The following is a 24,423-nucleotide window of genomic DNA, read 5'->3' as shown; positions in this document are numbered from 1 at the left end:
CCGCAATCGGCCAACGCCGCTTAAAACTCTTCCCACTCGTCGGCGCCGCTGGGCACCGGTTTTTTCGATGCCGGCGTATGTACGGCGGCGGCCACCGGGACCGCCGGCCTGGCCAGCGCGGCGCGCGGCTTGCCGGCCCGCGCCACCGCAACCTGCGCCGGCTGAGGCGCAAGCGCTTGCGCGTCGATACGCGCCTGGGCCTGGCCGTAGCCGGCGGCGCTATCGCCGTCGAGCTTGAAGATACTGACCGCCTCGGCCAGTTTTTGCGACTGCTGCTGCATGCTTTCCGCCGCGGCGGCGGCCTGTTCCACCAATGCCGCGTTTTGCTGCGTCATTTCATCCATCTGCGTGATGGCCTGGTTGACTTCCTCGATGCCGTTGCTCTGTTCCTGTGTGGCGGCGGTAATCTCGCCCATGATGTCGGCCACCTGGCGGATCGACGTCACGATCAAACCCATGGTCTGGCCCGCCTCGTCGACCAGCCGGCTGCCGGCGTCGACCTTGTCGACCGAATCGCCGATCAAGCCCTTGATTTCCTTGGCCGCGCCGGCCGAGCGCTGCGCCAGGTTGCGCACTTCGGCCGCCACCACCGCAAACCCGCGGCCCTGCTCGCCGGCCCGGGCCGCCTCCACCGCCGCATTCAGCGCCAGGATATTGGTCTGGAAAGCGATGCCGTCAATCACACCGATAATATCGACGATCTTGCGTGAACTTTCCTTGATCGACCCCATCGTATCGACCACTTGCGCCACCACGCTGCCGCCTTTTTCCGCCACCGACGACGCCGACACCGCCAACTGATTGGCCTGGCGCGCATTGTCGGCATTCTGTTTCACCGTCGACGTCAACTCTTCCATCGAGCTGGCGGTTTCTTCCAGCGAACTGGCTTGCGTCTCGGTGCGCGACGACAGGTCGGCATTGCCGCTGGCGATTTCGCGCGACGCCACGGTGATCGTCTCGGTGCCGCTGCGCACGTCGCTGACGGTTTTCACCAGGCTCTCGTTCATCTCTTTCAGCGCTTGCAGCAAGGCGCTGGTTTCATCCTTGCCGACCACCGCCACGCGCGACGTCAATTCGCCGGCCGCCACTTTCTGCGCCACTTCCAGCGCGCCGGACAGCGGCACCGTGATGCTGCGCGTGGTCACCAGCGCGCACACCACGCCGATCGCCACCGCCACGCCGCCCAGCACGAACAGGATCAGCATCAAACGCGTATCGGCCGTCACCGAGCCATCCATGAAACTTTGCGCCGCAACCTTTTGCAAGTCCAGCAATTTATTCAGTGCGCTCAAGGTCTTCTGGTTCAGCGGGTCGATCCGCGCCGCGATGATCTTGGCCGCGCCTTCGCTATTGAAAGCCAGTACCTGGCCGATCGCCTCCTTGAAGGCACTGTCGACTTCGGCATCGATCGCCGCGATCTCGGCCAGCGCTTCTTTCTCGTTGTCGTCGAGCCCCAGGCCTTGCAGCTTGTCGCGCGCGGCGTCATACAGCTTGCGCTGCTGCTGGACCTTTTTCTCTTCGTCCTGCATCAGGCTGACATCGGCTTGCAAGCCGATATTACGCATCGCGATGCCGGTTTCCAGCATCGCGCTTTTCATGTTCCATGCCTGCAAATTCTTGGCGTTGGCCAGCTCGATGCCGGTCAACAGTCTTGCCTTGTTACTGTGATTCAAAAAATTAGCGGACAACACCATGGCGACCAAAATCGTCAAGATGATGCCAAAACCGATGCCCAGACGGGTACCTATCTTAAAGTCGCGCAAATTCATAACATCTCCATGGATATTGCATTCATCGTCCCGGCGCCCGCCCGCGGGCGGGCGAGCGCCGAAAACTGCGTGCCGGCCTGGCCTCTGACGGGCCTTCGGCGCTGTACGGTAATGGCGCTTACGCGGCCAGCTTGTCGATCAAGCCCATTTCGCTGCTCGACATCAGCTTGTCGATATCGACCAGGATCAGCATGCGTTCATCGATGGTGCCCAGGCCGATCATGTAGTCGGTCGAGAACGCGGTGCCCATTTCCGGCGCCGGCTTGACCTGGTCCGGCGTCAGCGTGGTCACGTCGGACACGCTGTCGACCACCATGCCGACGATGCGTCCGCCGATGTTCAGGATGATCACCACGGTGAACTGGTCGTAGACCGGCGTGCCGAGCTTGAACTTGATGCGCATGTCGACCACCGGGATGATGATGCCGCGCAGGTTGATCACGCCCTTGATGAATTCAGGCGCATTGGCGATGCGGGTCACCGCTTCGTAGCCGCGGATTTCCTGCACCTTCAGGATGTCGATGCCGTACTCTTCGGAGCCGAGGGTGAAAGCCAGGAATTCATGGCCGGCGATGTCTTTGCCATCGCTCAGTTTTTGGCCGGAGGTTTGTTGATCTGACATGATAGGTTCCTATCTGATTACGAGAAAATGGATTCGTCAGCCAGCTGACGGGAAGAACGGATCAGCGCGGCGACGTCGAGTATCAGCGACACGCCGCCATCGCCGAGTATGGTGGCGCCGGAAATGCCGACCACCTTGCGGTAATTCGATTCGAGATTCTTGACCACCACCTGCTGCTGGCCGACCAGGTCGTCGACGAACAGCGCGGCCTTGCGGCCTTCCGTTTCGAGGATCACGCAAATGCCCTCGGACGGATTGGTGAAACGCGGGGTGATCTCGAACATCTGGTACAGCGGGATCAGCGGCAGGTATTCGCCGCGCACCTTGACCACCAGGCCCTTGCCGCTAATTTCCTTGATGTCTTGCGGCGCCGGCTGCAGCGATTCGATGACGAAGCCGAGCGGTAATATATACACTTCGTCGCCGACCCGGATCGACATGCCGTCCAGGATCGCCAGCGTCAGCGGCAGCGAAATCGAAATGGTGGTGCCGAAGCCCTTGGCCGAACGGATCTCGACCACGCCGCCCATGGCGCCGATATTGCGCTTGACGACATCCATGCCGACGCCGCGGCCGGACACGTCGGTGACCGCTTCGGCGGTCGAAAAGCCCGGCGCGAAAATCAATTGCCAGACTTCGGCGTCGCTCATCGTGTCGGACACCGCCATGCCTTGCTGCTGCGCCTTGGCCAGGATGCGTTCGCGGTTCAAGCCGCCGCCGTCATCCGATACTTCGATGATGATATTGCCGCCCTGGTGGCTGGCCGATAAAAACAGGCGGCCCGACTCGCTCTTGCCGGCGGCGACCCGCGCGGCCGGCATTTCGATGCCGTGGTCGATACTGTTGCGCACCAAATGCGTCAGCGGATCGACGATGCGTTCGATCAAGCCCTTGTCCAGTTCGGTGGCCGCGCCGTTGGTGATGAAATCGATCTTCTTGCCCAGCTTGGTGGCCAGGTCGCGCACCATGCGCGGGAAGCGCGAAAACACAAAGTCCATCGGCATCATGCGGATCGACATCACCGCTTCCTGCAAATCGCGGGTGTTGCGGGTCAGCTGGCTGACGCTGTTGAGCAGGCGTTCATGCAGCATCGGATCGAGCGAGTCGGCGCGCTGCTCGATCATCGCCTGGGTAATCACCAGTTCGCCGATCAGGTTGATCAGCTGGTCGACTTTTTCGATCGATACGCGGATCGACGACGATTCGGCGCCCGCCTTGTCGCCCTTCTTTTCCGGCTTTTTGTCGTGCTCGTGGTCGAGCGGGCCTGGCGCTGCCTGCGCCACGGCCGTCACTGGCGGCGCGGCGCTGGCGGCGGCCGCCCGGATCTCTTCCAGCGGCTGAAAAAAGCCGTAACCCGGATCGGACGCAGCCGAGGCCGCCGCGCGGATCTCTTCCAGCGGCTGGAAAAATCCATAACCGCACTGCGCATCGGCGTCTTGCAGCGGTTCGAAAAAACCGTAACCCTGGGCGTTTTCCCGCGCAGTCCTGGCTTGTTCCGGCGTCAGCGCCTGCGCGGCTTCCTGCGTGACCAGCATGTCGTCCGGGTTCAGCACGAACGAGCAAATGGCGATGATATCGTCCAGGCTTTCATGGGTGGTCACCAGCAGCGCGCTGCGTCCGCCCGGCAACGGCGCCAGGTCGACCTTGCCCAGCAAGCCGATTTCGGCCGCCAGCGCCGTCACTTCGCGCTGCTCCATGGCGGGCAATTCCAGGCGGTAGCGCCGGCCGCCCTCATGGCTGACGGTGGTTTCCTCGGCCTTGTGGAACGACGGCGCGACCGGCGTCAGCGCGGCCACCGGCAAATCCTGCGACAGCGATTGCAGCATCATGCGCACGTTCGCCACCGCGTCCTGGTCAACCGGGCTGCCGAGGCGGTGGCCGTCCAGTTGCATCTTGAGGATATCCTTGGCTGCCAAAAAGGCGTCGACGTGCTCCGCCGTCAGGGCCATCTGGCCCTGGCGGATGCGGTCCAGCAGCGACTCCAGGATATGCGTCACTTCACTCATGTCGGACAGGCCGAACGTCGACGCACCGCCCTTGATCGAATGGGCGGTACGGAAAATCGCATTCAAGTCTTCGGCGTCGGGCGCCGCGATGTCGACGGCCAGCAGCAGCCGTTCTTTTTCAGCCAGCAGTTCTTCGGCCTCATCGAAAAAGACCTGGAAAAACTGGCTTATATCGATGGTCATGTAGTGACTCCGTCAAATTCAGATTGCATCGTTGCACTCCGGCGCAGGCATCATCAGCCGATCACCTTTTTGACCACCTCGATCAGGCGCTGCGGGTCGAACGGTTTGACCAGCCAGCCGTTGGCGCCGGCCGCGCGGCCCTTGGCCTTCATTTCGTCGGACGATTCGGTGGTCAGCATCAGGATCGGCACTTTTTGGTACGTCGGCAATTCGCGCAGCGATTTGATCAATTCCAGGCCATCCATGCGCGGCATGTTTTGGTCGGTCAATACCAGGTCCACGGTTTGCAGTTTCGCCTTTTCCAGCCCATCGTGTCCGTCGACCGCTTCCACCACCAGATAACCGGCGGCTTTCAGGCTGAACGCCACCATCTGGCGCAATGAGCTTGAATCATCCACTGCAAGTATCGTTTTGGCCATCTTTGCTCCCACTATGTAAATCCGGGCACGCTGCCCATTTGTCTGATTGATATTCGTCTGCGGCACCGCGCTAGAACAGCTCGATGTCGCCGCTTTCCAGATGCTGCTGGCTGACGGCCTTGCGCAGCACGCTGCGCAATTCCAGGCTTTGTATCGCCAGCGCCATGCTGACCCTGCCCAGCAAGGCGACAATTTCCTCGTTATTGCTTTCCGCTTGCATTTCCGCGCCGTGCGCGCCCAGCGTGCCGAGGAATTCGCGCAAGCCGGTGACCCGTTTCAGGGTGCGGTCGATCAACTGGCTGGTCATGTCCTGGAATTGCATGCTGGTGATCGCGGCATTCACGTAACTGCCCACTTCGCCCTGCATCGCCAGCAGTTTTTCGCGCTCTTCCGGCGCCGGTTTACCGCCTTCCAGCAACAGCTGGATGGTTTCCTGCTGCGCGCTGACGGCGGCGTGGATCGCCATGAAGTTGAAGGACAGCTTTTCGATCGCCTCTTCCAGCAGGATGCCGGTTTGCACCAGGTCGGTTTCCACTTCCGTCAAATGTTTGCGGCCGTGGTCGGACACGCCGGACAACAAGCGCTTCACATGTGAGCCAAGTATTTTTTTTCTCGTCATAAAGGTCTCATTGTTAAATCACTACGCGCGGCTGACCATACGCGCTTATTTCTTCGCCGCTGGCGCCGCGGCGGCGGGAGCGGCGGCGGCGCCGGCCACGGCAGCGGCCGCGGCCGCGTCATTGCCTGGCACATCGAGCGAGGCGCCATCGCGCAGCACGTTTTCTTCGGTGCGCTTGTTCATGACGATGATGCTGATGCGGCGGTTGATCGGGTTGAACGGATCGGCCCGGTCCAGGTGCGCCGCCGACGCCAGGCCGACCACGCGCAAAATCTTGCCTTCTTCCATGCCGCCGATAATCAGTTCGCGGCGCGACGCGTTGGCCCGGTCGGCCGACAATTCCCAGTTGCTGTAGCCGGCGTCGCTCATGTACGGCGTCGAATCGGTATGGCCGGACAGGCCGATACGGTTCGGCACTTCATTCAATACATAACCGATGGCGTGCAGGATTTCCTTGGTGTACGGCTGCAATTCAGCCTTGGCCAGGGCAAACATCGGCCGGTTTTGCTCATCGACGATCTGGATCCGCAAGCCTTCGCTGGTGATATCGAGCAAGAGCTGGTTCTTATACTTGCGCAAGGCCGGATTGGCTTCGATGGTCGCTTCGATCTTCGATTTCAGCGCCTGCAGGCGCAAGCCTTCTTCGCGTTCGAGGGCGGCCTTGGCCGACTTCAAGTCGAAGTTTTGCTTCTGCATGGTTTCGTCGCCCTTGCGCACCTGGCCATCCTTGCGCGTCAAGTCGCCGCCGCCGCCCTGGATCACCGACGAACTGTCGCCGCTGCCGGAACCGCCGGACATCGCCACTTTCAGCGGCGTCTTGAAGAATTCGGAAATGCCGTTCAAGTCGCCCTTGGTGGTCGAACCAAGCAGCCACATCAGCAAGAAGAACGCCATCATCGCCGTCACGAAGTCGGCATAGGCGATCTTCCACGCGCCGCCGTGATGGCCGCCCGAGACTTTCTTGATGCGCTTGACGATAATCGGGCGCATGCCGTCATCGGCCATACCATCCCCCTTCCTGGTGCTGCAATGTACTCATGATTCCGCCAGCGCTTTTCTACTGTTGCTTATTTCGTTTTAGATTTCTTGATATGGTCTTCCAGCTCATTGAAGGTCGGGCGCTCGGTCGAATACAACACTTTGCGGCCGAATTCGACCGCCAGCGCCGGCGCATAGCCATTCAGGCTGGCCAGCAAGGTGACCTTGACGCACTGGAACATCTTGGTCGATTCTTCCAGTTTCTGTTCCAGCAAGCTGGCCAGCGGACCGACAAAACCATACGCCAGCAAGATACCGAGGAAGGTGCCGACCAGCGCGTGGGCGATCAGCATGCCCAGCTCGGACGGCGGAATGCCGACCGATTCCATGGTGTGCACCACCCCCATCACCGCCGCCACGATACCGAAAGCCGGCAAGCCGTCGCCGATCTTGGCGATGCAATGGCCGGGCACGGCGCCTTCGTGATGATGGGTTTCGATTTCATTGTCCATCAGGTTTTCGATCTGGAACGCATCCATGTTGCCAGATACCATCAGGCGCAAGTAATCGGTCATGAATTCGACGATGTGATGGTCTTCCAGCACCGCCGGATACTTGCTGAACAGCGGACTTTCGGACGGGCTGTCGATATCGCTTTCGATCGACATCAAACCTTCCTTGCGCACCTTGCTGAGCACGTCGAACAGCAAGGCCATCAATTCCATGTACAAATCTTTGGTATAACGCGAACCCTTGAACAGCGTCGGGATCGCTTTCAGGGTGGCCTTGATTGCCTTGGAGTTATTGCCGACCAGGAAAGCGCCGAGGCCGGCGCCGCCGATCATCAGCAATTCCAGCGGCTGGAACAGCGCGGCCAGATGACCTCCGGCCAGCGCAAAGCCGCCGAATACGGAGGCGCAGACGACAATGTATCCAATGATGACTAACAAGAGCACTGCCTCCCAAAATAAGGCCGGGCATCATGGCCCGGGATTCTCGATATATCCATGCTCAGGCGCTGCAAGCACAAAGGGGCAGAATGTATACTGAAACAACATATGTTTCAATAAATACCGTGTGGAACTACAATAACGTGAGAATGGCCCCTGAGCAAGTAAATAACGCAACAAATGCTCAAAAGAACCATACATATAAGGAGCGACCGCCCGCTATTTCAGGCAGGATACGGTCGGGGCTGTGCCCGGGGATGATAAATTCATAACTGATCAACATGGCGCCCGGACGCATCTCGCTGCGCGCCTTCAACCAAAGCGCCAGCATCGCGGCTGGCGACAGGTAAGCAAACACAATATCGTATTGAGAAAAATCAAGAGAATCGTAATCTCCGCGCACAAAATGGGCGCGACTTCCCGAAAACACGGCGCGCAGCCGGCTCAGCAGCCAAGGTAACGGGGCCAGCTCGATGCCGATAAAATCGCCATCCGGACGGCGCCGCGCCAAATGCAGCACCAGGCCGCCGAGGCCGCTGCCGATATCGATCAGGCGCACCGGCGGTTGTTCGGGTAACAAGCCCAGCACGGCGTCCCACACTGCTCGACCGGACGGATAAAACGGCACCTGGGTGCGGAAGGTCGACCAATACCATCCCAGCAACAGTAAAAAAGCCAGCAAGAACAGCAGCGGCGGCAGGTTGAGGGAGTGAGCGCTCAGTAGCGCCAGCGGAAACAGCAGCTGGATCAGCAGCCACCACGGCGCCAGCCGGGCCAGCCGGCTCAGCGCCGCGGCAATCACGCCATGCAACAAGGCGACGGCGGCCAGCACCAGCGGCATAGCGGAACGCGCCAGCAAGTAGACTATCAGCAAGGTCAGCGGAAATGCCAGCGCCTGCAACAGCACGGCGCGCAAGGCCGGCGCGCGCACAAGCTGGCGCAACAGCGGGCGCAGACGCGACAACGGGGCCGCACTCACGCGCGGCCCCGCTGCAACAAGAGGGACATCGGGATCACGCGGCCAGCGTCAGCGGGCCGGATGCGGCCTCTTCCTTGGCTTTCTTGGTCTTGCCGGCACGCGAAGGCATGTGGCACAGGCCGCAGACATAATCGGCGGTCAGGTCAAAACTGTTGACGACAAATTTGCCGCCGCATTTATTGCATGGCGCCATGGCCAGCATCTTGCTGCTGAAAAAGCGCACCAGCGTCCAGGCGCGGGTCAGCGACAGCAGCGGCTCTTCGCCCGGTTCCGGCGGCATTTGTTCCAGGTACAGCTTGTAGGCTTTCATGACGGCTTCGATCCCGCTGGCGCCAGCATGCTCAACCAGGAAACGGTGGATATTAATAAACAGCGAGGAATGGATATTCGGTTGCCAGGTGATGAACCAGTCGGTCGAAAAAGGCAGCATGCCTTTCGGCGGCGATACCCCCTTCAACTCCTTGTACAAGTTCAGCAGGCGTTCGCGCGACAGCGACACTTCGGTTTCCAGCAATTGCAGGCGGGCGCCCAATTGTATCAATTCGATCGCCAGCTGGATTTCCTGCGCTTCGGACACCACACTTTTCTTGGCCATTTTTGCTGCTCCTGACGATGATCAAACCACACAACAAGACTGATAATTAAGCAATCTCTTCTACACCTTGGCCGGCCATCAGGATGGCAGCGTGCGATTGGGCCAACGAACGGTCTTTATTATAGTTGGTCAGCATCGACAGGATGGCGCTGTCGTCGAAGCGGAAGCGGGCCAGCATCATGTTGCCGCCTGCCAGTTTCAGGATTTGAGCGTTGCTCATCCCTTCGATCAATTCGGCGATTTCTGCGGCAATGCCCAGACGGAAGATTGCGGTCACCTTGTCGGCACGGATCATTTGCTGGGCCAGCATCAGGTAGCTCAGGTTGGCGTCGCGAATTTCAGCCATCATGTCGTTAGCAGTCATTTCCATCTCCTCAATCCGTTGAAATCAGCTGGCGTTTTGTGTATTGCCAGTGAGATACATTCTGAACGAGCAACAGTTTTAACAGTAGAGGCCAGCCACTGTATTTTTTGTCGGGGAATAGGAAAGCGGACCGTAGGTGTTTGTCTGACAAACACTACCCGGTCATAGGAGCGCGCGCTGTGTCGCGCGGCATGAATTGACTAAAAGTCTTAACAAATAAAGTCCTGCCCGAAGTGAAAAACGATGTTTTCCTGCAACTTTGAGCTACCTCAAGTTCTCTTCTACTACCGGTAACGGCAGCGCTTTGGAGAACTTTAGGGTTTTTTCGAAAAATATTTAAATTTCTTTAAACGGCTTTCTTGTAGTCATTAACGGCGGCCTTGAACAGAACTTTAGGGGTTTTTGAAAATATTTTAAAAAAAGATGAAAAAATCGCTCCAGCCCGGGAACAGGCCGGTTTGGAATCGTCTTGAATGTCAAATAAACATCATTTAGATGCTACTCCAGCACTGAATATTGCTACACTTCTGTTCCGGACAGCATTAGATGAAGCTTCAAGTATTTCCATGCCATCCAGACAAGACCGACTCCTTGATGAAAGTTTTCCCGCCATGATCAGCCGTAACGATTGTTTGAAGCGCGACACACTAGACCCGCTGGCGCCGCTGCGCGACTTGTTCGACTTGCCGCAAGGCGTGATTTACCTCGACGGCAACTCGCTGGGCGCACGGCCGAAAACCGCGCTGGCCCGCGCCCAGGCCGTCATCGCCCACGAATGGGGCAAGGATTTGATACGCAGCTGGAATAGCGCCGGCTGGTTCGACCTGCCGAAACGGCTGGGCAACCGGCTGGCGCCGCTGCTCGGCGCGCATGCAGAGGAAGTCGTGGTCACCGACACCACCTCGGTCAACCTGTTCAAGGCGCTGGCCGCCGCGCTGCGGATGCAGGCGCAAGACCCGGCCCGCCACGAGCGGCGCGTGATCGTCACCGAACGCAGCAACTTTCCGACCGATATCTACATGGCGCAAGGCTTGAGCAGCTGGCTGGCGCGCGGCTATCAGGTCAGGCTGGTCGACACGGTCGACGAATTGGCCGGCGCGATCGACGGGCACACCGCCGTCGCCTTGCTGACCCACGTCAATTACCGCACCGGCCACCAGCACGACATGGCGGCGCTGAGCCGGCATGCGCACGACCAGGGCGCGCTGATCGTCTGGGATTTGGCGCATTCGGCCGGCGCCGTGCCGCTCGACCTGCACCGCGACGGCGCCGACCTGGCCGTCGGCTGCACCTATAAATACTTGAACGGCGGCCCCGGCGCGCCCGCCTTCATCTGGGTGCCGCAGCGCCACCAGGGCGCATTCCGCCAGCCCTTGTCCGGCTGGTGGGGCCATGCCGCGCCGTTTGCGATGCAACCCGACTTTGCGCCGGCCGACGGCATCGCCCGCGCGCTGTGCGGCACCCAGCCCATCGTGTCATTGGCGCTGGTCGAATCGGGGCTGGAGATTTTCGAGCAGACCAGCATGCAGGCGATCCGCGCCAAGTCGCTGGTATTGACCGACCTGTTCATCGAGCTGGTCGAAAGCCGCTGCGCCGGCCATCCGCTGGCGCTGGTGACGCCGCGTCCGCATGCGCGGCGCGGCAGCCATGTCAGCTTTACCCATCCGCACGGCTATGCGGTGATGCAGGCGCTGATCGCGCGCGGCGTCATCGGCGATTACCGCGAACCGGCCATCATGCGCTTCGGCTTCACGCCGCTGTACACCAGCTTTGCCGACGTGTGGGACGCGGTCGATATCCTGAAACAGATCCTCGACCAGCAAGCCTACGACATCGACGCCAGGCGCGACGCGGTGACCTGAGCCCTGGCCAACCACATCATCCCGCACATTGCATCCCATTAAAAGAACCAATATGACCGACAAAAAAGAAGGCGCCGAGTGGCATGGCGCGCAGATGGATTTCAGCAAGTCGATGAGTTACGGCGACTATCTGGCGCTGGATAAAATCCTGACCGCGCAGCACCCGCTGTCGCCGAACCACAATGAAATGCTGTTCATCGTGCAGCACCAGACCAGCGAATTGTGGATGAAGCTGATGCTGCATGAAATGCACGGCGTGCGCAGCCACCTGCAAAGCGGCGACTTGCCGCCAGCGTTCAAGATGCTGGCCCGGGTGGCGCGCATCATGGACCAGCTGGTGCACGCCTGGGACGTGCTGGCCACCATGACGCCGCCGGAATACACCGCGATCCGCCCTTACCTGGGCGCGTCGTCCGGTTTCCAGTCTTACCAGTACCGCGAAATCGAATTCATCCTCGGCAACAAGAATGCGGCGCTGCTGAACGTCCACAGCACCGCGCCGGAGCCGTACGCCAAGCTGGATGCGGCGCTGCGCGCGCCATCGGTGTACGACGAATCGATCAGGCTGCTGGCCCGCAACGGCCTGGCGATCGCGCCGCAGCGCCTGAACCCCGACTGGACCTTGCCCACCACGGCCGATGAATCGGTCAAGGCGGCCTGGCTGGAAGTGTATAAGGATCCGGGCCGCTACTGGGCCTTGTATGAACTGGCGGAAAAACTGGTCGACCTGGAAACCGCATTCCGCTTCTGGCGCTTCCGCCATGTGACGACGGTGGAGCGCATCATCGGCTTCAAGACCGGCACCGGCGGCACGGCCGGCGTCAGCTATTTGCGCAAGATGCTCGACGTGGTGCTGTTCCCGGAACTGTTTTCGCTGCGCACCGCCCTGTAAACACCTGCCGCCGCCATTCTCTCCATTGCTGTAATATTCTTTCCCATCAATGAATAGACAAAGGACAGCCGATGGAAACACAATGGGAACTGGTGGGACGGCTGGCATTTTCCGCCTTGCTCGGCAGCCTGATCGGTTATGAGCGCGAGCGCCTGTCGTGGGCCGCCGGCTTGCGCACCCACATGCTGGTATGCGTCGGCTCGACGCTGATCATGATCGTGTCGGCCTATGGTTTCAAGGATGTGCTGGCGGCCAACGTGACGCTCGATCCGTCGCGCATGGCGGCGCAGGTGGTGTCCGGGGTCGGCTTCCTCGGCGCCGGCGCGATCATGGCGCGCGGCGAAATCGTGCGCGGCCTGACCACCGCGGCCAGCGTCTGGTCGGTGGCCGGCATCGGCCTGGCGGTCGGCGGCGGCCTGTACACCCCGGCGGTGGCGGCGACCATCATCATCCTGATCATCCTGGCCGGCATCAAGCCGCTTGAAAAGCGCTTCATCGGCAACCGCCAGCGCCATGAACTGACCATCCGCGCCGCGCGCGACAGCTTGCCGCTGTCGGTATTGCATGAAGCGCTGGGCGCCGGCTCGACCCGCGTGACGCGTTTCATCCTGCAGCAAAAAGCCGGATCGGAGATGGATGAAGTGACGGTGGCGCTGTCGCGCGTGTCGCCGGTGCAGTTCACGGCGATCTGCAAACGCCTCGAAGCGATTCCCGGCGTGGTGGAAGTCAAGGATACCGATCCGGCCGGACCATGAGCGGCCCGGCCGCGGCCGGCAAACAAGCGATCAGGAGATCAGGAGATCAGGAGACCCGGCTGCGTAATTTACGGTGCCAGCCGGCAACGATGATGACCACGCCGTCATCGCCGGCATCCTTGATGCGGATGCGGTAGCTGCACTTGCCGGCATCGCCGGTCAGCAAGGTGTCCTTGCCCTGCATTTGCACTTTTTCGCCCTTGACCCGCTGGCGATAGGTATCGACCACGGACTGGAATGCGGCATAGCTGCGCAGCGTTACTTCGATGTCGCGCGGCGGCCGGCCTTCGGCGCGGTCGCGGTCATTCAATTGCGGCTTGCCGGCGAACATGCGCGGATACACATACTTGCCGCCGCCAGCCGACAATTCCAGCGCCGACCGTTCCAGCAGCAACGGCAGCATGATCGACGGGAACGCCGGCGGCAATTGCTCCTTGCTCCAGCCCGGCAAATTCGGATGGGTCTGCACGTATTCGACGGCGGCGATTTGCTGGCCGTCGGCGCTGGTTTCCGGATCGCGGGCGATCAGCGCCAGCATCGGCGGCAACTGGCGGCTCCAGCTGACCAGCGGTTCGGTCTCTTCCGTCCTGGCGCCCGCCTCATGGAAAATCGTCAGCACCGACTTGGGATCGCTATTGCATACCAGCGCAGCATTTTTATCGTTGTGGCAATGGCCATTCACCAGCCCGACCGCCGCCAGCATGCCGGTTTTATCAAACAGCAAGGCGGCCCGTTCGCGGCCGTGGGCGCGCTCGTTGGTCGAGGCCAGCAGCATGCGCCCGTCCGGCAAGGTGGTGCGGGTCACGTCGCGCCGCGAGCGCAGCGCTTCCAGCACCTGGGCCAACAGCAAACCGTCGTCCTCGGTATAACTGCCGCGGCCATAACCGAGAAAGCCGGCCAGCGCGCTGCGCAATTTCACGTCGTCGCTCAAGCGCGCCGGCTGTGGGCGCCGCAGGAGCTCGCCCGACGCAGCGGCCGCCTCATCATTCTCCTGCACCAGCGCCATGGCCGACATGGGCATGAGCAAGGCCAGCGCGACAATGCAGGATTTGACTGCTGAATTCATTACTATTCCTCTATAACCAGTTATCTTCCTTAAAACCAGAAGCGTAAATCCGGCGTTCATCCCTTGATGGCGTGCGATTTTATCACGCGATCCGGCTACAGCGCGCAAGCCCTTGCTTGTATTGAAGCGATGTCAGTCTAACTATAGTTTCCCTATCAACTTTGCCTGAAATTCAACCCCATTTTTTTGCGCGCCCATAAAAAAACCGGCGCTTCCCACATTACGGGAAAGCGCCGGTTTAACATCGGCAATCGCTTACTTGGACAGCAGCAATTCGTTCAAGCGTTTGACGAACGTCGCCGGATCGGTCAGCGCACCGCCTTCGGCCAGCAAGGCCTGGTCGAACAGGATGTGCGACCAATCGGCAAACTTGGAACCGTTTTCCGCGTCTTCGTATTTCAGGCGCGTCACCAGCGGGTGGTTCGGGTTAATTTCCAGAATCGGCTTCGATTCAGGCGCGCTTTGACCGGCCGCCTTCAACATGCGCAGCAAGTTGCCCGACAATTCATTTTCATCGGCCACCAGGCAGGCTGGCGAATCGGTCAGGCGGAACGTCACGCGCACGTCCTTGGCCTTGTCGGCCAGCGCGGTCTTCATCTTGCCGACCAGCTCGGCGTACAAGGTTTCGGTTTCCTCGTGCTCTTTTTTCTCGGCTTCGTCTTCCAGCTTGCCCAGGTCCAGGCCGCCCTTGGCCACCGATACCAGTTCCTTGCCGTCGAAGTCCTGAATAAACGACAGCATCCATTCATCGACGCGGTCGGTCAGCAACAGCACTTCCACGCCTTTCTTGCTGAAGATTTCCAGGTGCGGGCTGTTCTTGGCGGCGCGGTAATTGTCGGCGGTGACATAATAAATCTTGTCCTGGCCTTCTTTCATGCGCGCCACATAATCGGCGAACGAGGTGGTTTGGGCATCGCTGTCGCCGTGGGTCGACGCAAAACGCAGCAGCTTGGACAGACGTTCCTTGTTCGCCGTGTCTTCGCCGATGCCTTCTTTCAGCACCTGGCCGAATTCGGTCCAGAAGGTCGCGTATTTGTCTTTTTTCTCTTGCTCGTCGGCATTCGCCAATTCTTCCAGCATGCCCAGCACGCGCTTGGTCGACCCTTCGCGGATCACCTTGACGTCGCGCGACTCTTGCAGGATTTCACGCGATACGTTCAGCGGCAAGTCGCTCGAATCGATGACGCCTTTGACGAAACGCAGGTAAGCCGGCAGCAATTGCTCGGCGTCGTCCATGATGAACACGCGCTTGACGTACAGCTTGATGCCGCCGCGCTTGTTGCGGTCCCACATGTCGAACGGCGCCTTGGCCGGGATGTACAGCAATTGGGTGTACTCGCTGCGGCCTTCGACGCGGTTATGGGTGTGGGTCAGCGGCGCCTGGAAGTCGTGCGATACGTGCTTGTAGAATTCTTCATACTGTTCCGGCGTGATGTCGGACTTGCTGCGGGCCCACAAGGCGCTGGCCTGGTTGATCGTTTCGAACTCGTCCTTGACGATGGTTTCTTTTTTCTCTTCGTCCCACTCTTCTTTCTGCATCACGATCGGCAGCGAGATATGGTCCGAATATTTGCGGATGATCGACTTGATCTTCCAGCTCGACAGCAACTCGTCCTCGCCTTCGCGCAGGTGCAGGATGATGTCGGTGCCGCGCGATACTTTATCGATCGCTTCGATGCTGTAATCGCCTTCGCCGCCCGATTCCCAGCGCACCGCGTCCGACGCCTGCAAGCCGGCGCGGCGGGTTTCGACGGTGATCTTGTCGGCCACGATGAAACCGGAGTAAAAGCCGACGCCGAACTGGCCGATCAGGGCCGCGTCCTGCTGCTGGTCGCCGGACAATTTGCCGAAGAATTCCTTGGTGCCCGATTTGGCGATGGTGCCGAGGTGCGAAATCGCCTCGTCGCGGCTCATGCCGATGCCGTTATCCGAAATCGTGATGGTGCGCGCTTCCTTGTCGAAGCTGACCTTGATTTTCAATTCATGATCGTTGCCGTACAGCGCATCGTTATTGATCGCTTCAAAGCGCAGCTTGTCGGACGCATCGGAAGCGTTCGAAATCAATTCGCGCAAGAAAATTTCCTTGTTGGAGTACAAGGAATGTATCATCAGTTGCAGCAATTGCTTTACTTCGGCTTGAAAACCCAGGGTTTGCTTTTCGGAGACAGCCATTTTTACCTCTATAGTCTTATGAATTGAATGAATCGTCCTGAATCGTACTGAATTGAACGGATGTCAGGGAGTTGGGGGTGGCCGCGGCAATTTCAAGGCATCTTGGCAAGATTTCACGCTACTGCTCCAATTCGTCTTGCAAAAATCGCCACAATGCCCCGTCCTGCACGGTCGCGATATTAATCCGCATACACGTCGACGGCAACTGGCGCGGCGAAAACAGGCTGCCCGGCGCCAGCAGCAGGCCCCGGGCCAACGCCTTTTCCGTCAGCACATTGGTGTCGCGACCGGTATCGACCCAGACGAACATGCCCGCTTGCGGCGCCGCGCCCAGCAACTTCAGGCCGGCTTGTTCGATCTGCCGCACAGTCGGCTCGCGGACTTTGTCGAGCCGGCCGCGAACCCGCTCGACATGCTTGCGGAACTGGCCTTCGGACAATACTTTATACGCCACCCGCTCGCCGATATCGCTGCTGGCCAGCGTGGCCAGCACCTTGCGGTCGGTCAGGCGCTGGGCCCGCTCGGGCGAGCTGGCAATGAAGCCGACCCGCAGATTGGCCGACAGCGTCTTCGAAAAGCCGCCCAGGTAAATCACCCGCTGCAACTGGTCCAGCGCGGCCAGCCGCGCATTGTCCGGGTGCAGGTCGCAATAGATATCGTCTTCGACGATGATGAAACCATATTGCTCGGACAGGCGCAGCACCTGGAACGCCTTGGCCGCCGACACCGACGTCGAGGTCGGATTATGCACCACCGAATTGATGACGAACAGCTTGGGCCGGTGCAGCGCCGCCATCTGCGCCAGCAGCGCGATGTCCGGGCCGTCGGCCAGGCGCGGAATGCCGATCACCGTCAGGCCCAGCGCGGCGAACGAGCCGAACATCAGAAACCAGGCCGGATCATCAACAAAAATCGTGTCGCCCGGCTGGGTGAATTCGCGCGCCACCAGGTCCAGCGCCTGCGTCACGCCGACGGTGGTGACGAATTGTTCGGGCGCGGCGGCGATTTCCAGCTCGGCCAGTTTCAATTGCAATTGCTGGCGCAGCGGCAAGAAACCCTGCGGCGCACCGTAATTGAGCAATAGCGCCGGATTGTGGCGGCTGACGTCGCGCAACGCATTGGCCACCAGTCCGCCATCGAGAAATTCAGGCGGCAGCATGCCGTTGCCGGGCATATTGTCGGACGGCGTCTGGCGGAACATATTACGCACCAGCCACACCACATCCAGCGCCGGCTGCCCGGCCGCATGCACGCCGGACGGCGGCGGATTCAGCGACGAACGCTCGCGCACAAAGAAGCCGGCGCCGCGCCGCGATTCCAGGTAACCGCGCGCCACCAATTTATCGTAGCTGGCCACTACCGTGAAGCAGGATACCCGGTGCTGCGCCGCGAATTGGCGGATCGACGGCATCCGCGTGCCTCCGCGCAGCAGCTTGTCATCGATGCGGGCGATCAGCGAGCGGGTGATTTGCTCGATCAAGGTTTCGCCGGAATCGCGCGACAACAGGGTCAATGTATCGGTCATATCACCATCACAGTGCGAAATTATATGAAAAAGTGTATTGTTACTGTACTGGTTTTATAGTCTAGGATAGATCCATGACATTTGCAAACACCATGGAGCATCAATGAGCACCATCCTCCCTTCGCCGCCCCTATCCACCTCGCGCTGGTCCGACGAAACCGCCGGCATGCTGCTGGGCTTGATCGCCGTGGCCATCTTCAGCCTGACACTGCCCTTTACGCGCGTCGCGGTGCGCGACCTCGACCCGACCTTCGTCGCCCTGGGCCGGGCGCTGATGGGAGCGGCGCTGGCGGGCCTCTGGCTGCTGTGGAAGCGCACGCCGCTGCCGCCCAGATCGGCGCTGTTGCCGCTGGCCCTGGTCGCGGGCGGCTGCGTGATCGGCTTTCCGTGGCTGACGTCGATCGCCATGCGCAGCCTGCCCGCATCGCACGGCGCGGTGCTGACCGGCATCCTGCCGCTGGCGACCGCGCTGTTTTCGGCGTTGCGCGGCAATGAAAAACCGTCGATCGGCTTTTGGATCATGGCGCTGCTGGGTTCGGCGCTGGTGGTCGCCTTTGCGCTGCGCCAGAGCGGCGGCAGCTTCCACCTGGCCGACCTGGCCATGTTCGCCGCCGTGATACTGGCCGGTATCGGTTATGCCGAAGGCGGCCGGCTGTCGCAAAGCATGGGCGGCCAGCAAGTGATCAGCTGGGCGCTGGTGCTGTCGGCGCCGTTCCTGCTGCCGTACATGATCTGGCATTGCTGGCCGCTGGGCGCGATGTTCGCCGCCGCCGGCCCCGCATCCTGGCTGGGGTTTGCCTACCTTTCGGTGTTTTCGATGTTCATCGGCTTCTTTTTCTGGTACCGCGGCATGGCGCTGGGCGGCGTGGCCCGGGTCGGCCAGGTGCAGCTGGTGCAGCCCTTCCTGTCGCTGATCGGCGCCGCCGTATTGCTCGGTGAAGCGCTGGAATCGGAGAACATGCTGTTTGCGCTGGCGGTGATCGTGGTGGTGGCAATCGGACGCACGATGCGCATACGACGCTGAGCGATTTCAATACATCAGTGGGCATGACTGTTGGCAAGTCGTACAATGTCATTGGCAGCATTGGTAACATTACATTATTAATACACAATAGATTGGAACAGCCATGTCATTTTACGAACAACTGAACACCCTCGGCATCACCCTGGCCGCGCCCGCCAAACCGGCGGCCGCCTACGTCATGTACGTGCAAACCGGTAATCTGGTATTTCTTTCCGGCCATCTCGCGAAAAAAGCCGACGGCGCCGTGTGGGCCGGCCAATTGGGCAAGAATATTTCCACCGAAGAAGGCAAGGCCGCCGCGCGCGCCATCGCCATCGACTTGATGGGCACGCTGCAAGAAGCGTGCGGCGGCGACTTGAACAAAGTCAAACGCATCGTCAAAGTGATGAGCCTGGTCAATTCGACACCCGACTTCACCGAACAGCACCTGGTCACCAACGGCGCGTCGGAATTGCTGGGCCAGGTGTTCGGCGAGACCGGCAAACATGCCCGTTCGGCTTTCGGCGTGGCGCAAATCCCACTGGGCGCCTGCGTGGAAATTGAATTGATCGCCGAACTGGCGTAACAAGCAGATCAAACGTAGCGACGGACGGCGCTTATCCGGCGCCGTTCTATTGTAAATAGCCGCCACAAGCGTGCTGATGACCTGGCCGGGCTCCGCACGGCACTTTCTTTAGCGAGACTCGTATGAAAATTGACAATCCAAATCCGATACAGTGGCATTTTTCCGAACGTGCCGAGCAGTTGAAAAGCTCTTTCATCCGTGAAATCCTGAAGATTACCCAACAGCCAGAAATCATTTCCTTCGCCGGCGGCTTGCCATCGCCAGCCACCTTCCCGGTCGACGCGATGAAAGCGGCATTCGACCAGGTATTAAGCACCACCGGCAAGACCGCACTGCAATACGGCCCGACCGACGGTTATTTGCCGCTGCGCCAGTGGATCGCCGATGCACTGTCCGTCAACGGCGCCAGCATCGTGCCGCAGCAAGTCTTGATGACGTCCGGTTCGCAGCAGGCGCTCGACTTGCTGGGCAAGGTGCTGATCGACGAAGGCAGCCGGGTGCTGGTCGAAACCCCAAGCTACCTCGGCGCGCTGCAAGCGTTTTCGGTGTACCGTCCGCAATTCGTCTCGGTCGAAACCGACGAGCAGGGCCTGCTGCCAGGTTCGGTAACGAAGGTGGCCGACGGCGCGCGCCTGCTGTATGCGCTGCCGAATTTCCAGAACCCGACCGGCCGCAGCCTGTCGGTCGAGCGCCGCGTGGAACTGGTGGAAACCTGCGCCCGCCACGGTTTACCGCTGATCGAAGACGACCCGTACGGCGCGCTCAACTACAAAGGCGAACCGTCGCCGAAAATGCTGACCATGAATCCGGACGGCGTGATCTACATGGGGTCGTTCTCCAAAGTACTGACGCCAGGCATCCGCCTCGGTTACGTGGTGGCCCCGCCGCCGCTGGCGCGCCGCCTAGAACTGGCGAAACAGGCGGCCGACCTGCACACCTCGCAACTGACGCAAATGGTGGTGCATGAAGTCATCAAGGATGGCTTCCTCGACCGCCACATCCCGAACATCCGCACCCTGTACGGCGAGCAGTGCCAGACCATGCTGGCGGCGCTGTCCGAACACTTTCCGCCAGGCGTCACCTGGACCAGGCCCGAAGGCGGCATGTTCATCTGGGTAACGCTGCCGAAACATATCGACGCAATGAAATTGCTGGACCAAGCGATCGTCAACAAAGTCGCGTTCGTGCCGGGCGCGCCGTTTTATGCGAACGCGCCGGAAAGCAATACGCTGCGTTTGTCGTTCGTGACAGTGCCGCCGGAACGGATACGCCAGGGAATCGCGATCCTGGGCCGGCTGATTGCGGCGCAGATTTGATGGTTGGGCAGGTTACGGATAACGTGCGCGATAACGTGCATAATAAGACAGGCGCGTGCCGAAAGGCTAAGAGCCTATCCCAGTAGTGAGCGTCGTCTGCTGGCAGCGCATCAGCAGCGCGGACCAGGCGTGAGGAGCAAGCGTGGCGGGCCACGCGACGACGATCAACGCAGTCCCCGCTGCCAGCAGTGCTCGCACTGCGTCGCAACGGGCGCCTTGCGGCGCATCCGCTTCTGTTCTTCATAACTTCACAATCATTTTCCACGACCTACTTAGCCTACTTAGCGCCGTTGAAACGTTCAGTGACATCAGGAGATTTACTTGCAACAATTAATCCATACGACTTTAGCGCAGCACTGGGGTAGTTTACAAGCCGGTATCACGTTAAGCACGCCCGATGATGCCAAAGGATCTTCCTTCAATATTACATCGGTCGAAAATGATGCCGTTTCAATCACCACACAAGGTGGATCCTTAATTCGCATCAATCGAGCCGCCTTCGCCGAGGCATTCTTTTATTTAGCGCAAAATTTACATACCGCTATCCGCCCATGTGAAATTGGCTCGAACAAGGATATCAATGCAGCCAGTGCCTTGTGTGTTAGCACACGACATGCCAACGGTAGCAATATCATGATCATCAATTATTTATTGCCATTGTTAGCGCACATGGGCTTGGTTGGCGTGGCCGGAACTCGTCCTAATACGACATGGCTCTTATAGCAAAGTAATAAGAGCCTATCCCAGTAGTGAGCGTCTTCTGCTGGCAGCGCATCAGCAGCGCGGACCAGGCGTGAGGAGCAAGCGTGGCGAGCCACGCGACGACGAGCAACGCAGTCCCCGCTACTGAGGGGCGCCAGAAGAGGGCGTATTCATCTACTGGGATAGGCTCTAAGCACGGCGGCGACTCAAACTAAGCAGGAATATAAAACGCCGCAAAGTAGTCTTGCAATGCCTGCTCCGTCCTGCTCCTGGCCTCGGCCACCGCATCCGGCCCGAAACCGGTTCCCTGCACCGAAAAGAAGGTCAGGTCATGCAGGCCGATGGTGGCCAGCACGATTTTCAGGTACGGCGTCAGGAAATCCGGCTGGCGCGCGCGCTCGCCGGAATAGATGCCACCCGATGACACGCCGACCAGCACCGGCCGGTCGCGCAGCGCGCCCGCTTTTCCTTGCGGCGTCAGGTGGAAGGTCCGGCGCGCCCGCACCACATGGTCGATCCATGCCTTCAGCGCCGACGGCACCGACAGGTTGTGCATCGGCGTGCCGATCACCACCACATCCGCGCTTTCCAGCTCCTGGATCAACTCTTCGGAGCGGGCGATGGCGCCATCCGGCGCGATATCGGCGCCGGCCGATTGCTGGACCAGCGCGTAATTGGCGTCGACATGGGCGATGCCGTCCTCGCCCAGCATCCGGTTGACGACGGTCGCCGATGGCTGCTTTTGCAGCAGAAAACCGATGATTTTTTGCGAGAGCCGGTAACTCTCGGCGGCTTGCCCGCGAGGGCTGCAACTGATATGCAGGATGTTCATGCTTGATCCATTCCAGGTGTGATTGTAGTGTAGGCGATTGACGCCCAGCTCAGGCATTGAGCGCAAGACAGCCGTCATTCTACAAACCAGATGGACTATTCAAATGATCCATGAATTAGCATTAGAACTGATCCATGCGCATCATCGGACCAGCATCCGGCAGGTAGCCGAATGGTACAATCGATTGATCGATCAACCACAAAATTGACTATGCCATGAACAAGGCGCGGAGCAACCCTATTTCGCCGTTGGATCCAGCCGCGGCCGAACCTTTTTACCGCCAGATCTACGACCGGTTCCGGGCCGCGATTGCCAGCGGGGTATTAAAGCCGGGCGACCGGATACCGTCGGCGCGGGCGCTGACCAAGGAGTTGGGCTTGGCCCGGGGCACCATCGAAGCCGCCTATGCGCTGCTCGGCGCCGAGGGCTATCTCCTGGCGCGGGGCCAGGCCGGCACCATCGTGACACCGGGGCTGAAGCCGCGAGGGCCGCTCGCCAGCGCCTTGCCGCGTCCGCATGGCGACACGGGCAACAATTTTCGCCCGGATTCGGTGCTGCCATTCCAGATGGGCTTGCCCGCGCTGGATGAGTTTCCGCGCAAGATATGGGCGCGCCTCGGAGCGCGCTGCGTGCGCGCAACGCAGCCGGCGGACATGGCCCACCCGCCGGTCTCCGGCTTGCCGGAACTGCGGACCGCGATCGCCGCCTATCTGCACATGTCGCGCGGGATTCATTGCTCGGCCTCGCAGATCTTCGTCACGTCCGGCTACCGCCATAGCATGGAGCTGATCGCGCATGCATTACTGAAAGCTGGCGATCGCGTGTGGACCGAAGACCCGGGCTATCCGCCGACCCGGGATTTGCTGGAACGCCTGCAGATCGGCACCGTCCCGGTGCCGGTCGATGGCGACGGTTTGTGCGTGGCAGACGGCATCAGGGCGGCGCCACGGGCGCGCGCGGCGGTGGTCACGCCGGCCCACCAGAGTCCGCTGTGCGTGACCTTGTCGCTGCCGCGCCGGCTGGAGCTGCTGGATTGGGCGGCGCGCAACGACGCCTGGGTGATCGAGGACGACTACGACGGCGAGTACCGCTATGTCAGCCGGCCGCTGCCCGCATTAAAGAGCCTGGACCGCGATGGCCGCGTGCTGTATGCCGGCACGTTCAGCAAGGTGCTGTTTCCCGGCATCCGGCTGGCTTACCTGCTGGTGCCGGCATCCCAGGTCGAGCGCTTTGAGCAAATCAATCAAGCCTTTGCCGGAGGCAGTCCGCAGTTGACGCAAGCGATCGTGACGGCGTTCATCACGGAAGGCCACTTCGCGCGCCATATCCAGCGCATGCGCAGGCTGTATGCCGAGCGGCGCGATGCGGCGACGGCGGGCCTGGAAAGCGTGCTGGGCAAGCATGTGCGCATCGATGGACAAGTTGGCGGCATGCACCTGATCCTGCGTTTGCAAGACCGGCAACCGGATCGTCAACTGGTCACGCGGATGCGCCAGCAGGGTTTGGCCGGCGAGGCGCTGACGGATTGGTCCAGGAAGAACGACGAGGCGTCCGCGCTGCTGCTCAACTTTACCAATATCGACTCGCGCCACACCGCAGAAACCCTGGGACGACGAATACTGACGCTGATGTAAGATGGGGCGGCGGCCGCCGTCAAGACCATCATGCCCTAGTCCACAACTCATATTATGGCTCTTCTCGAATAGGCCAAGATGCAGCACCATGGAGTCCTTCAACAACACATCAACAAGGAACTTATCATGAGCAATCGTATCGACTACACCAAGGTTTCTCCGGACATCTACAAGGCGTTCGGCGCGGTGCATGCCAGCATCCATAAGAGCGGCCTGCCAAAACAACTGGTCGACCTGGTGTATCTGCGGGTGTCGCAAATCAATGGCTGCGCCTTTTGCATCGACATGCATTCCCGCGACCTGCTCAATAACGGGCTGGCGGTCGACAAGCTGGTGCTGGTGCCAGTGTGGCACGACGCCGGCGCCGTCTTCAGCGCCCGTGAACGCAGCGCGCTGGCCTGGGCCGAAGTGGTCACGCGCGTCGCCGACACCGGCGTGCCCGATACCGCCTATGACGCCGTGGCTACCGAATTCAGCGACAAGGAAGTTGCCGACCTGACCTATGCAATCGGCTTGATGAACGCGTTTAACCGCCTGGGCGTATCGTTCCGCGTCCCGCCTGCCGCCGCTGCCGCGGCCCACGCGTAAACACGC

The 24,423-nt window shown here is 60.4% G+C and carries 23 protein-coding genes; 9 read left to right on the top strand and 14 right to left on the bottom strand.

Annotation, left to right across the window (positions count from 1 at the left end; genetic code table 11):
• Positions 1 to 20 precede the first annotated feature (20 nt).
• From GJA_RS07070 to flhD, 10 genes are all read right to left on the bottom strand, one after another.
• Positions 21 to 1,769 (bottom strand): methyl-accepting chemotaxis protein, encoded by a 1,749-nt coding sequence (locus GJA_RS07070; RefSeq protein WP_038490388.1) that lies wholly within the window; start codon positions 1,767 to 1,769, stop codon positions 21 to 23.
• A 118-nt stretch (positions 1,770 to 1,887) separates the two neighbouring features.
• The gene (locus GJA_RS07065; protein WP_038490386.1) at positions 1,888 to 2,391 is read right to left on the bottom strand and encodes a chemotaxis protein CheW; all 504 of its coding nucleotides are present in this window, start codon (positions 2,389 to 2,391) and stop codon (positions 1,888 to 1,890) included.
• Positions 2,392 to 2,408: 17 nt separating this feature from the next.
• A complete protein-coding gene (gene cheA / locus GJA_RS07060; RefSeq protein ID WP_038490383.1) occupies positions 2,409 to 4,580 on the bottom strand; it encodes a chemotaxis protein CheA in 2,172 nt (723 codons plus the stop codon).
• 53 nt (positions 4,581 to 4,633) lie between these two features.
• Positions 4,634 to 4,999: a response regulator gene (locus GJA_RS07055; RefSeq protein WP_038490380.1), complete on the bottom strand. Its 366-nt coding sequence runs from the start codon at positions 4,997 to 4,999 to the stop codon at positions 4,634 to 4,636.
• Between the two features lie 70 nt (positions 5,000 to 5,069).
• Entirely contained in the window at positions 5,070 to 5,618 is a 549-nt protein-coding gene (locus tag GJA_RS07050; RefSeq protein WP_038490376.1) for a hypothetical protein, read from the bottom strand.
• A gap of 45 nt (positions 5,619 to 5,663) precedes the next feature.
• Positions 5,664 to 6,623: a flagellar motor protein MotB gene (motB, locus tag GJA_RS07045; RefSeq protein WP_038490373.1), complete on the bottom strand. Its 960-nt coding sequence runs from the start codon at positions 6,621 to 6,623 to the stop codon at positions 5,664 to 5,666.
• Positions 6,624 to 6,685: 62 nt separating this feature from the next.
• A complete protein-coding gene (gene motA / locus GJA_RS07040; protein WP_038490370.1) occupies positions 6,686 to 7,546 on the bottom strand; it encodes a flagellar motor stator protein MotA in 861 nt (286 codons plus the stop codon).
• Between the two features lie 184 nt (positions 7,547 to 7,730).
• A complete protein-coding gene (locus GJA_RS07035) occupies positions 7,731 to 8,525 on the bottom strand; it encodes a class I SAM-dependent methyltransferase (protein ID WP_242404471.1) in 795 nt (264 codons plus the stop codon).
• Between the two features lie 34 nt (positions 8,526 to 8,559).
• The gene (flhC, locus tag GJA_RS07030; RefSeq protein WP_038490364.1) at positions 8,560 to 9,120 is read right to left on the bottom strand and encodes a flagellar transcriptional regulator FlhC; all 561 of its coding nucleotides are present in this window, start codon (positions 9,118 to 9,120) and stop codon (positions 8,560 to 8,562) included.
• Positions 9,121 to 9,166: 46 nt separating this feature from the next.
• A complete protein-coding gene (flhD, locus tag GJA_RS07025; protein ID WP_038498967.1) occupies positions 9,167 to 9,484 on the bottom strand; it encodes a flagellar transcriptional regulator FlhD in 318 nt (105 codons plus the stop codon).
• Positions 9,485 to 10,095: 611 nt separating this feature from the next.
• Between flhD and kynU the strand changes: the two genes are divergently transcribed.
• The 3 genes from kynU (at position 10,096) to GJA_RS07010 (ending at position 12,993) form a co-directional block, all read left to right on the top strand.
• Positions 10,096 to 11,346, top strand: a complete 1,251-nt coding sequence (gene kynU, locus GJA_RS07020; RefSeq protein WP_038490361.1) for a kynureninase — start codon at positions 10,096 to 10,098, stop codon at positions 11,344 to 11,346.
• A gap of 52 nt (positions 11,347 to 11,398) precedes the next feature.
• On the top strand, positions 11,399 to 12,238 hold the full coding sequence (gene kynA / locus GJA_RS07015) for a tryptophan 2,3-dioxygenase (RefSeq protein ID WP_038490358.1): 840 nt from the start codon (positions 11,399 to 11,401) through the stop codon (positions 12,236 to 12,238).
• Positions 12,239 to 12,309: 71 nt separating this feature from the next.
• Positions 12,310 to 12,993 carry an MgtC/SapB family protein gene (locus GJA_RS07010; RefSeq protein ID WP_038490355.1) on the top strand — a complete coding sequence of 228 codons (684 nt, stop codon included), beginning with the start codon at positions 12,310 to 12,312 and terminating at the stop codon, positions 12,991 to 12,993.
• Positions 12,994 to 13,039: 46 nt separating this feature from the next.
• Here GJA_RS07010 and GJA_RS07005 read toward each other — a convergent pair whose 3' ends face one another.
• The 3 genes from GJA_RS07005 to GJA_RS06995 form a co-directional block, all read right to left on the bottom strand.
• Entirely contained in the window at positions 13,040 to 14,059 is a 1,020-nt protein-coding gene (locus tag GJA_RS07005; protein ID WP_038490352.1) for a hypothetical protein, read from the bottom strand.
• 255 nt (positions 14,060 to 14,314) lie between these two features.
• Complete coding sequence (htpG, locus tag GJA_RS07000; protein ID WP_038490349.1) at positions 14,315 to 16,231, bottom strand: molecular chaperone HtpG; 1,917 nt, start codon at positions 16,229 to 16,231, stop codon at positions 14,315 to 14,317.
• 118 nt (positions 16,232 to 16,349) lie between these two features.
• The gene (locus GJA_RS06995) at positions 16,350 to 17,756 is read right to left on the bottom strand and encodes an aminotransferase-like domain-containing protein (protein ID WP_051780397.1); all 1,407 of its coding nucleotides are present in this window, start codon (positions 17,754 to 17,756) and stop codon (positions 16,350 to 16,352) included.
• Between the two features lie 103 nt (positions 17,757 to 17,859).
• Between GJA_RS06995 and GJA_RS06990 the strand changes: the two genes are divergently transcribed.
• The 4 genes from GJA_RS06990 to GJA_RS27160 all read left to right on the top strand — a co-directional run bounded on the left by GJA_RS06990 (position 17,860) and on the right by GJA_RS27160 (position 21,384).
• Positions 17,860 to 18,780 (top strand): DMT family transporter, encoded by a 921-nt coding sequence (locus tag GJA_RS06990; RefSeq protein WP_038490346.1) that lies wholly within the window; start codon positions 17,860 to 17,862, stop codon positions 18,778 to 18,780.
• A 103-nt stretch (positions 18,781 to 18,883) separates the two neighbouring features.
• Positions 18,884 to 19,345: a RidA family protein gene (locus tag GJA_RS06985; protein ID WP_038490343.1), complete on the top strand. Its 462-nt coding sequence runs from the start codon at positions 18,884 to 18,886 to the stop codon at positions 19,343 to 19,345.
• A gap of 122 nt (positions 19,346 to 19,467) precedes the next feature.
• Complete coding sequence (locus tag GJA_RS06980) at positions 19,468 to 20,661, top strand: aminotransferase-like domain-containing protein (RefSeq protein ID WP_038490340.1); 1,194 nt, start codon at positions 19,468 to 19,470, stop codon at positions 20,659 to 20,661.
• A 321-nt stretch (positions 20,662 to 20,982) separates the two neighbouring features.
• Positions 20,983 to 21,384: a hypothetical protein gene (locus GJA_RS27160; RefSeq protein ID WP_144241440.1), complete on the top strand. Its 402-nt coding sequence runs from the start codon at positions 20,983 to 20,985 to the stop codon at positions 21,382 to 21,384.
• 190 nt (positions 21,385 to 21,574) lie between these two features.
• Here the strand turns inward: GJA_RS27160 and GJA_RS06975 are convergent, their stop codons facing one another.
• Positions 21,575 to 22,195: an FMN-dependent NADH-azoreductase gene (locus GJA_RS06975; protein WP_038490337.1), complete on the bottom strand. Its 621-nt coding sequence runs from the start codon at positions 22,193 to 22,195 to the stop codon at positions 21,575 to 21,577.
• 215 nt (positions 22,196 to 22,410) lie between these two features.
• On the opposite strand from GJA_RS06975, the gene pdxR reads away from it, so the two are divergent.
• The gene (pdxR, locus tag GJA_RS06970; protein ID WP_038490334.1) at positions 22,411 to 23,829 is read left to right on the top strand and encodes a MocR-like pyridoxine biosynthesis transcription factor PdxR; all 1,419 of its coding nucleotides are present in this window, start codon (positions 22,411 to 22,413) and stop codon (positions 23,827 to 23,829) included.
• A gap of 126 nt (positions 23,830 to 23,955) precedes the next feature.
• Positions 23,956 to 24,417: a carboxymuconolactone decarboxylase family protein gene (locus GJA_RS06965; RefSeq protein ID WP_038490331.1), complete on the top strand. Its 462-nt coding sequence runs from the start codon at positions 23,956 to 23,958 to the stop codon at positions 24,415 to 24,417.
• Positions 24,418 to 24,423 lie beyond the last annotated feature (6 nt).

Source organism: Janthinobacterium agaricidamnosum NBRC 102515 = DSM 9628, assembly GCF_000723165.1.
Classification (GTDB): domain Bacteria; phylum Pseudomonadota; class Gammaproteobacteria; order Burkholderiales; family Burkholderiaceae_D; genus Janthinobacterium; species Janthinobacterium agaricidamnosum.
The sequence above is the reverse complement of the archived record's forward strand: the minus strand, read 5'-3'. Positions and strand labels throughout refer to the sequence as shown.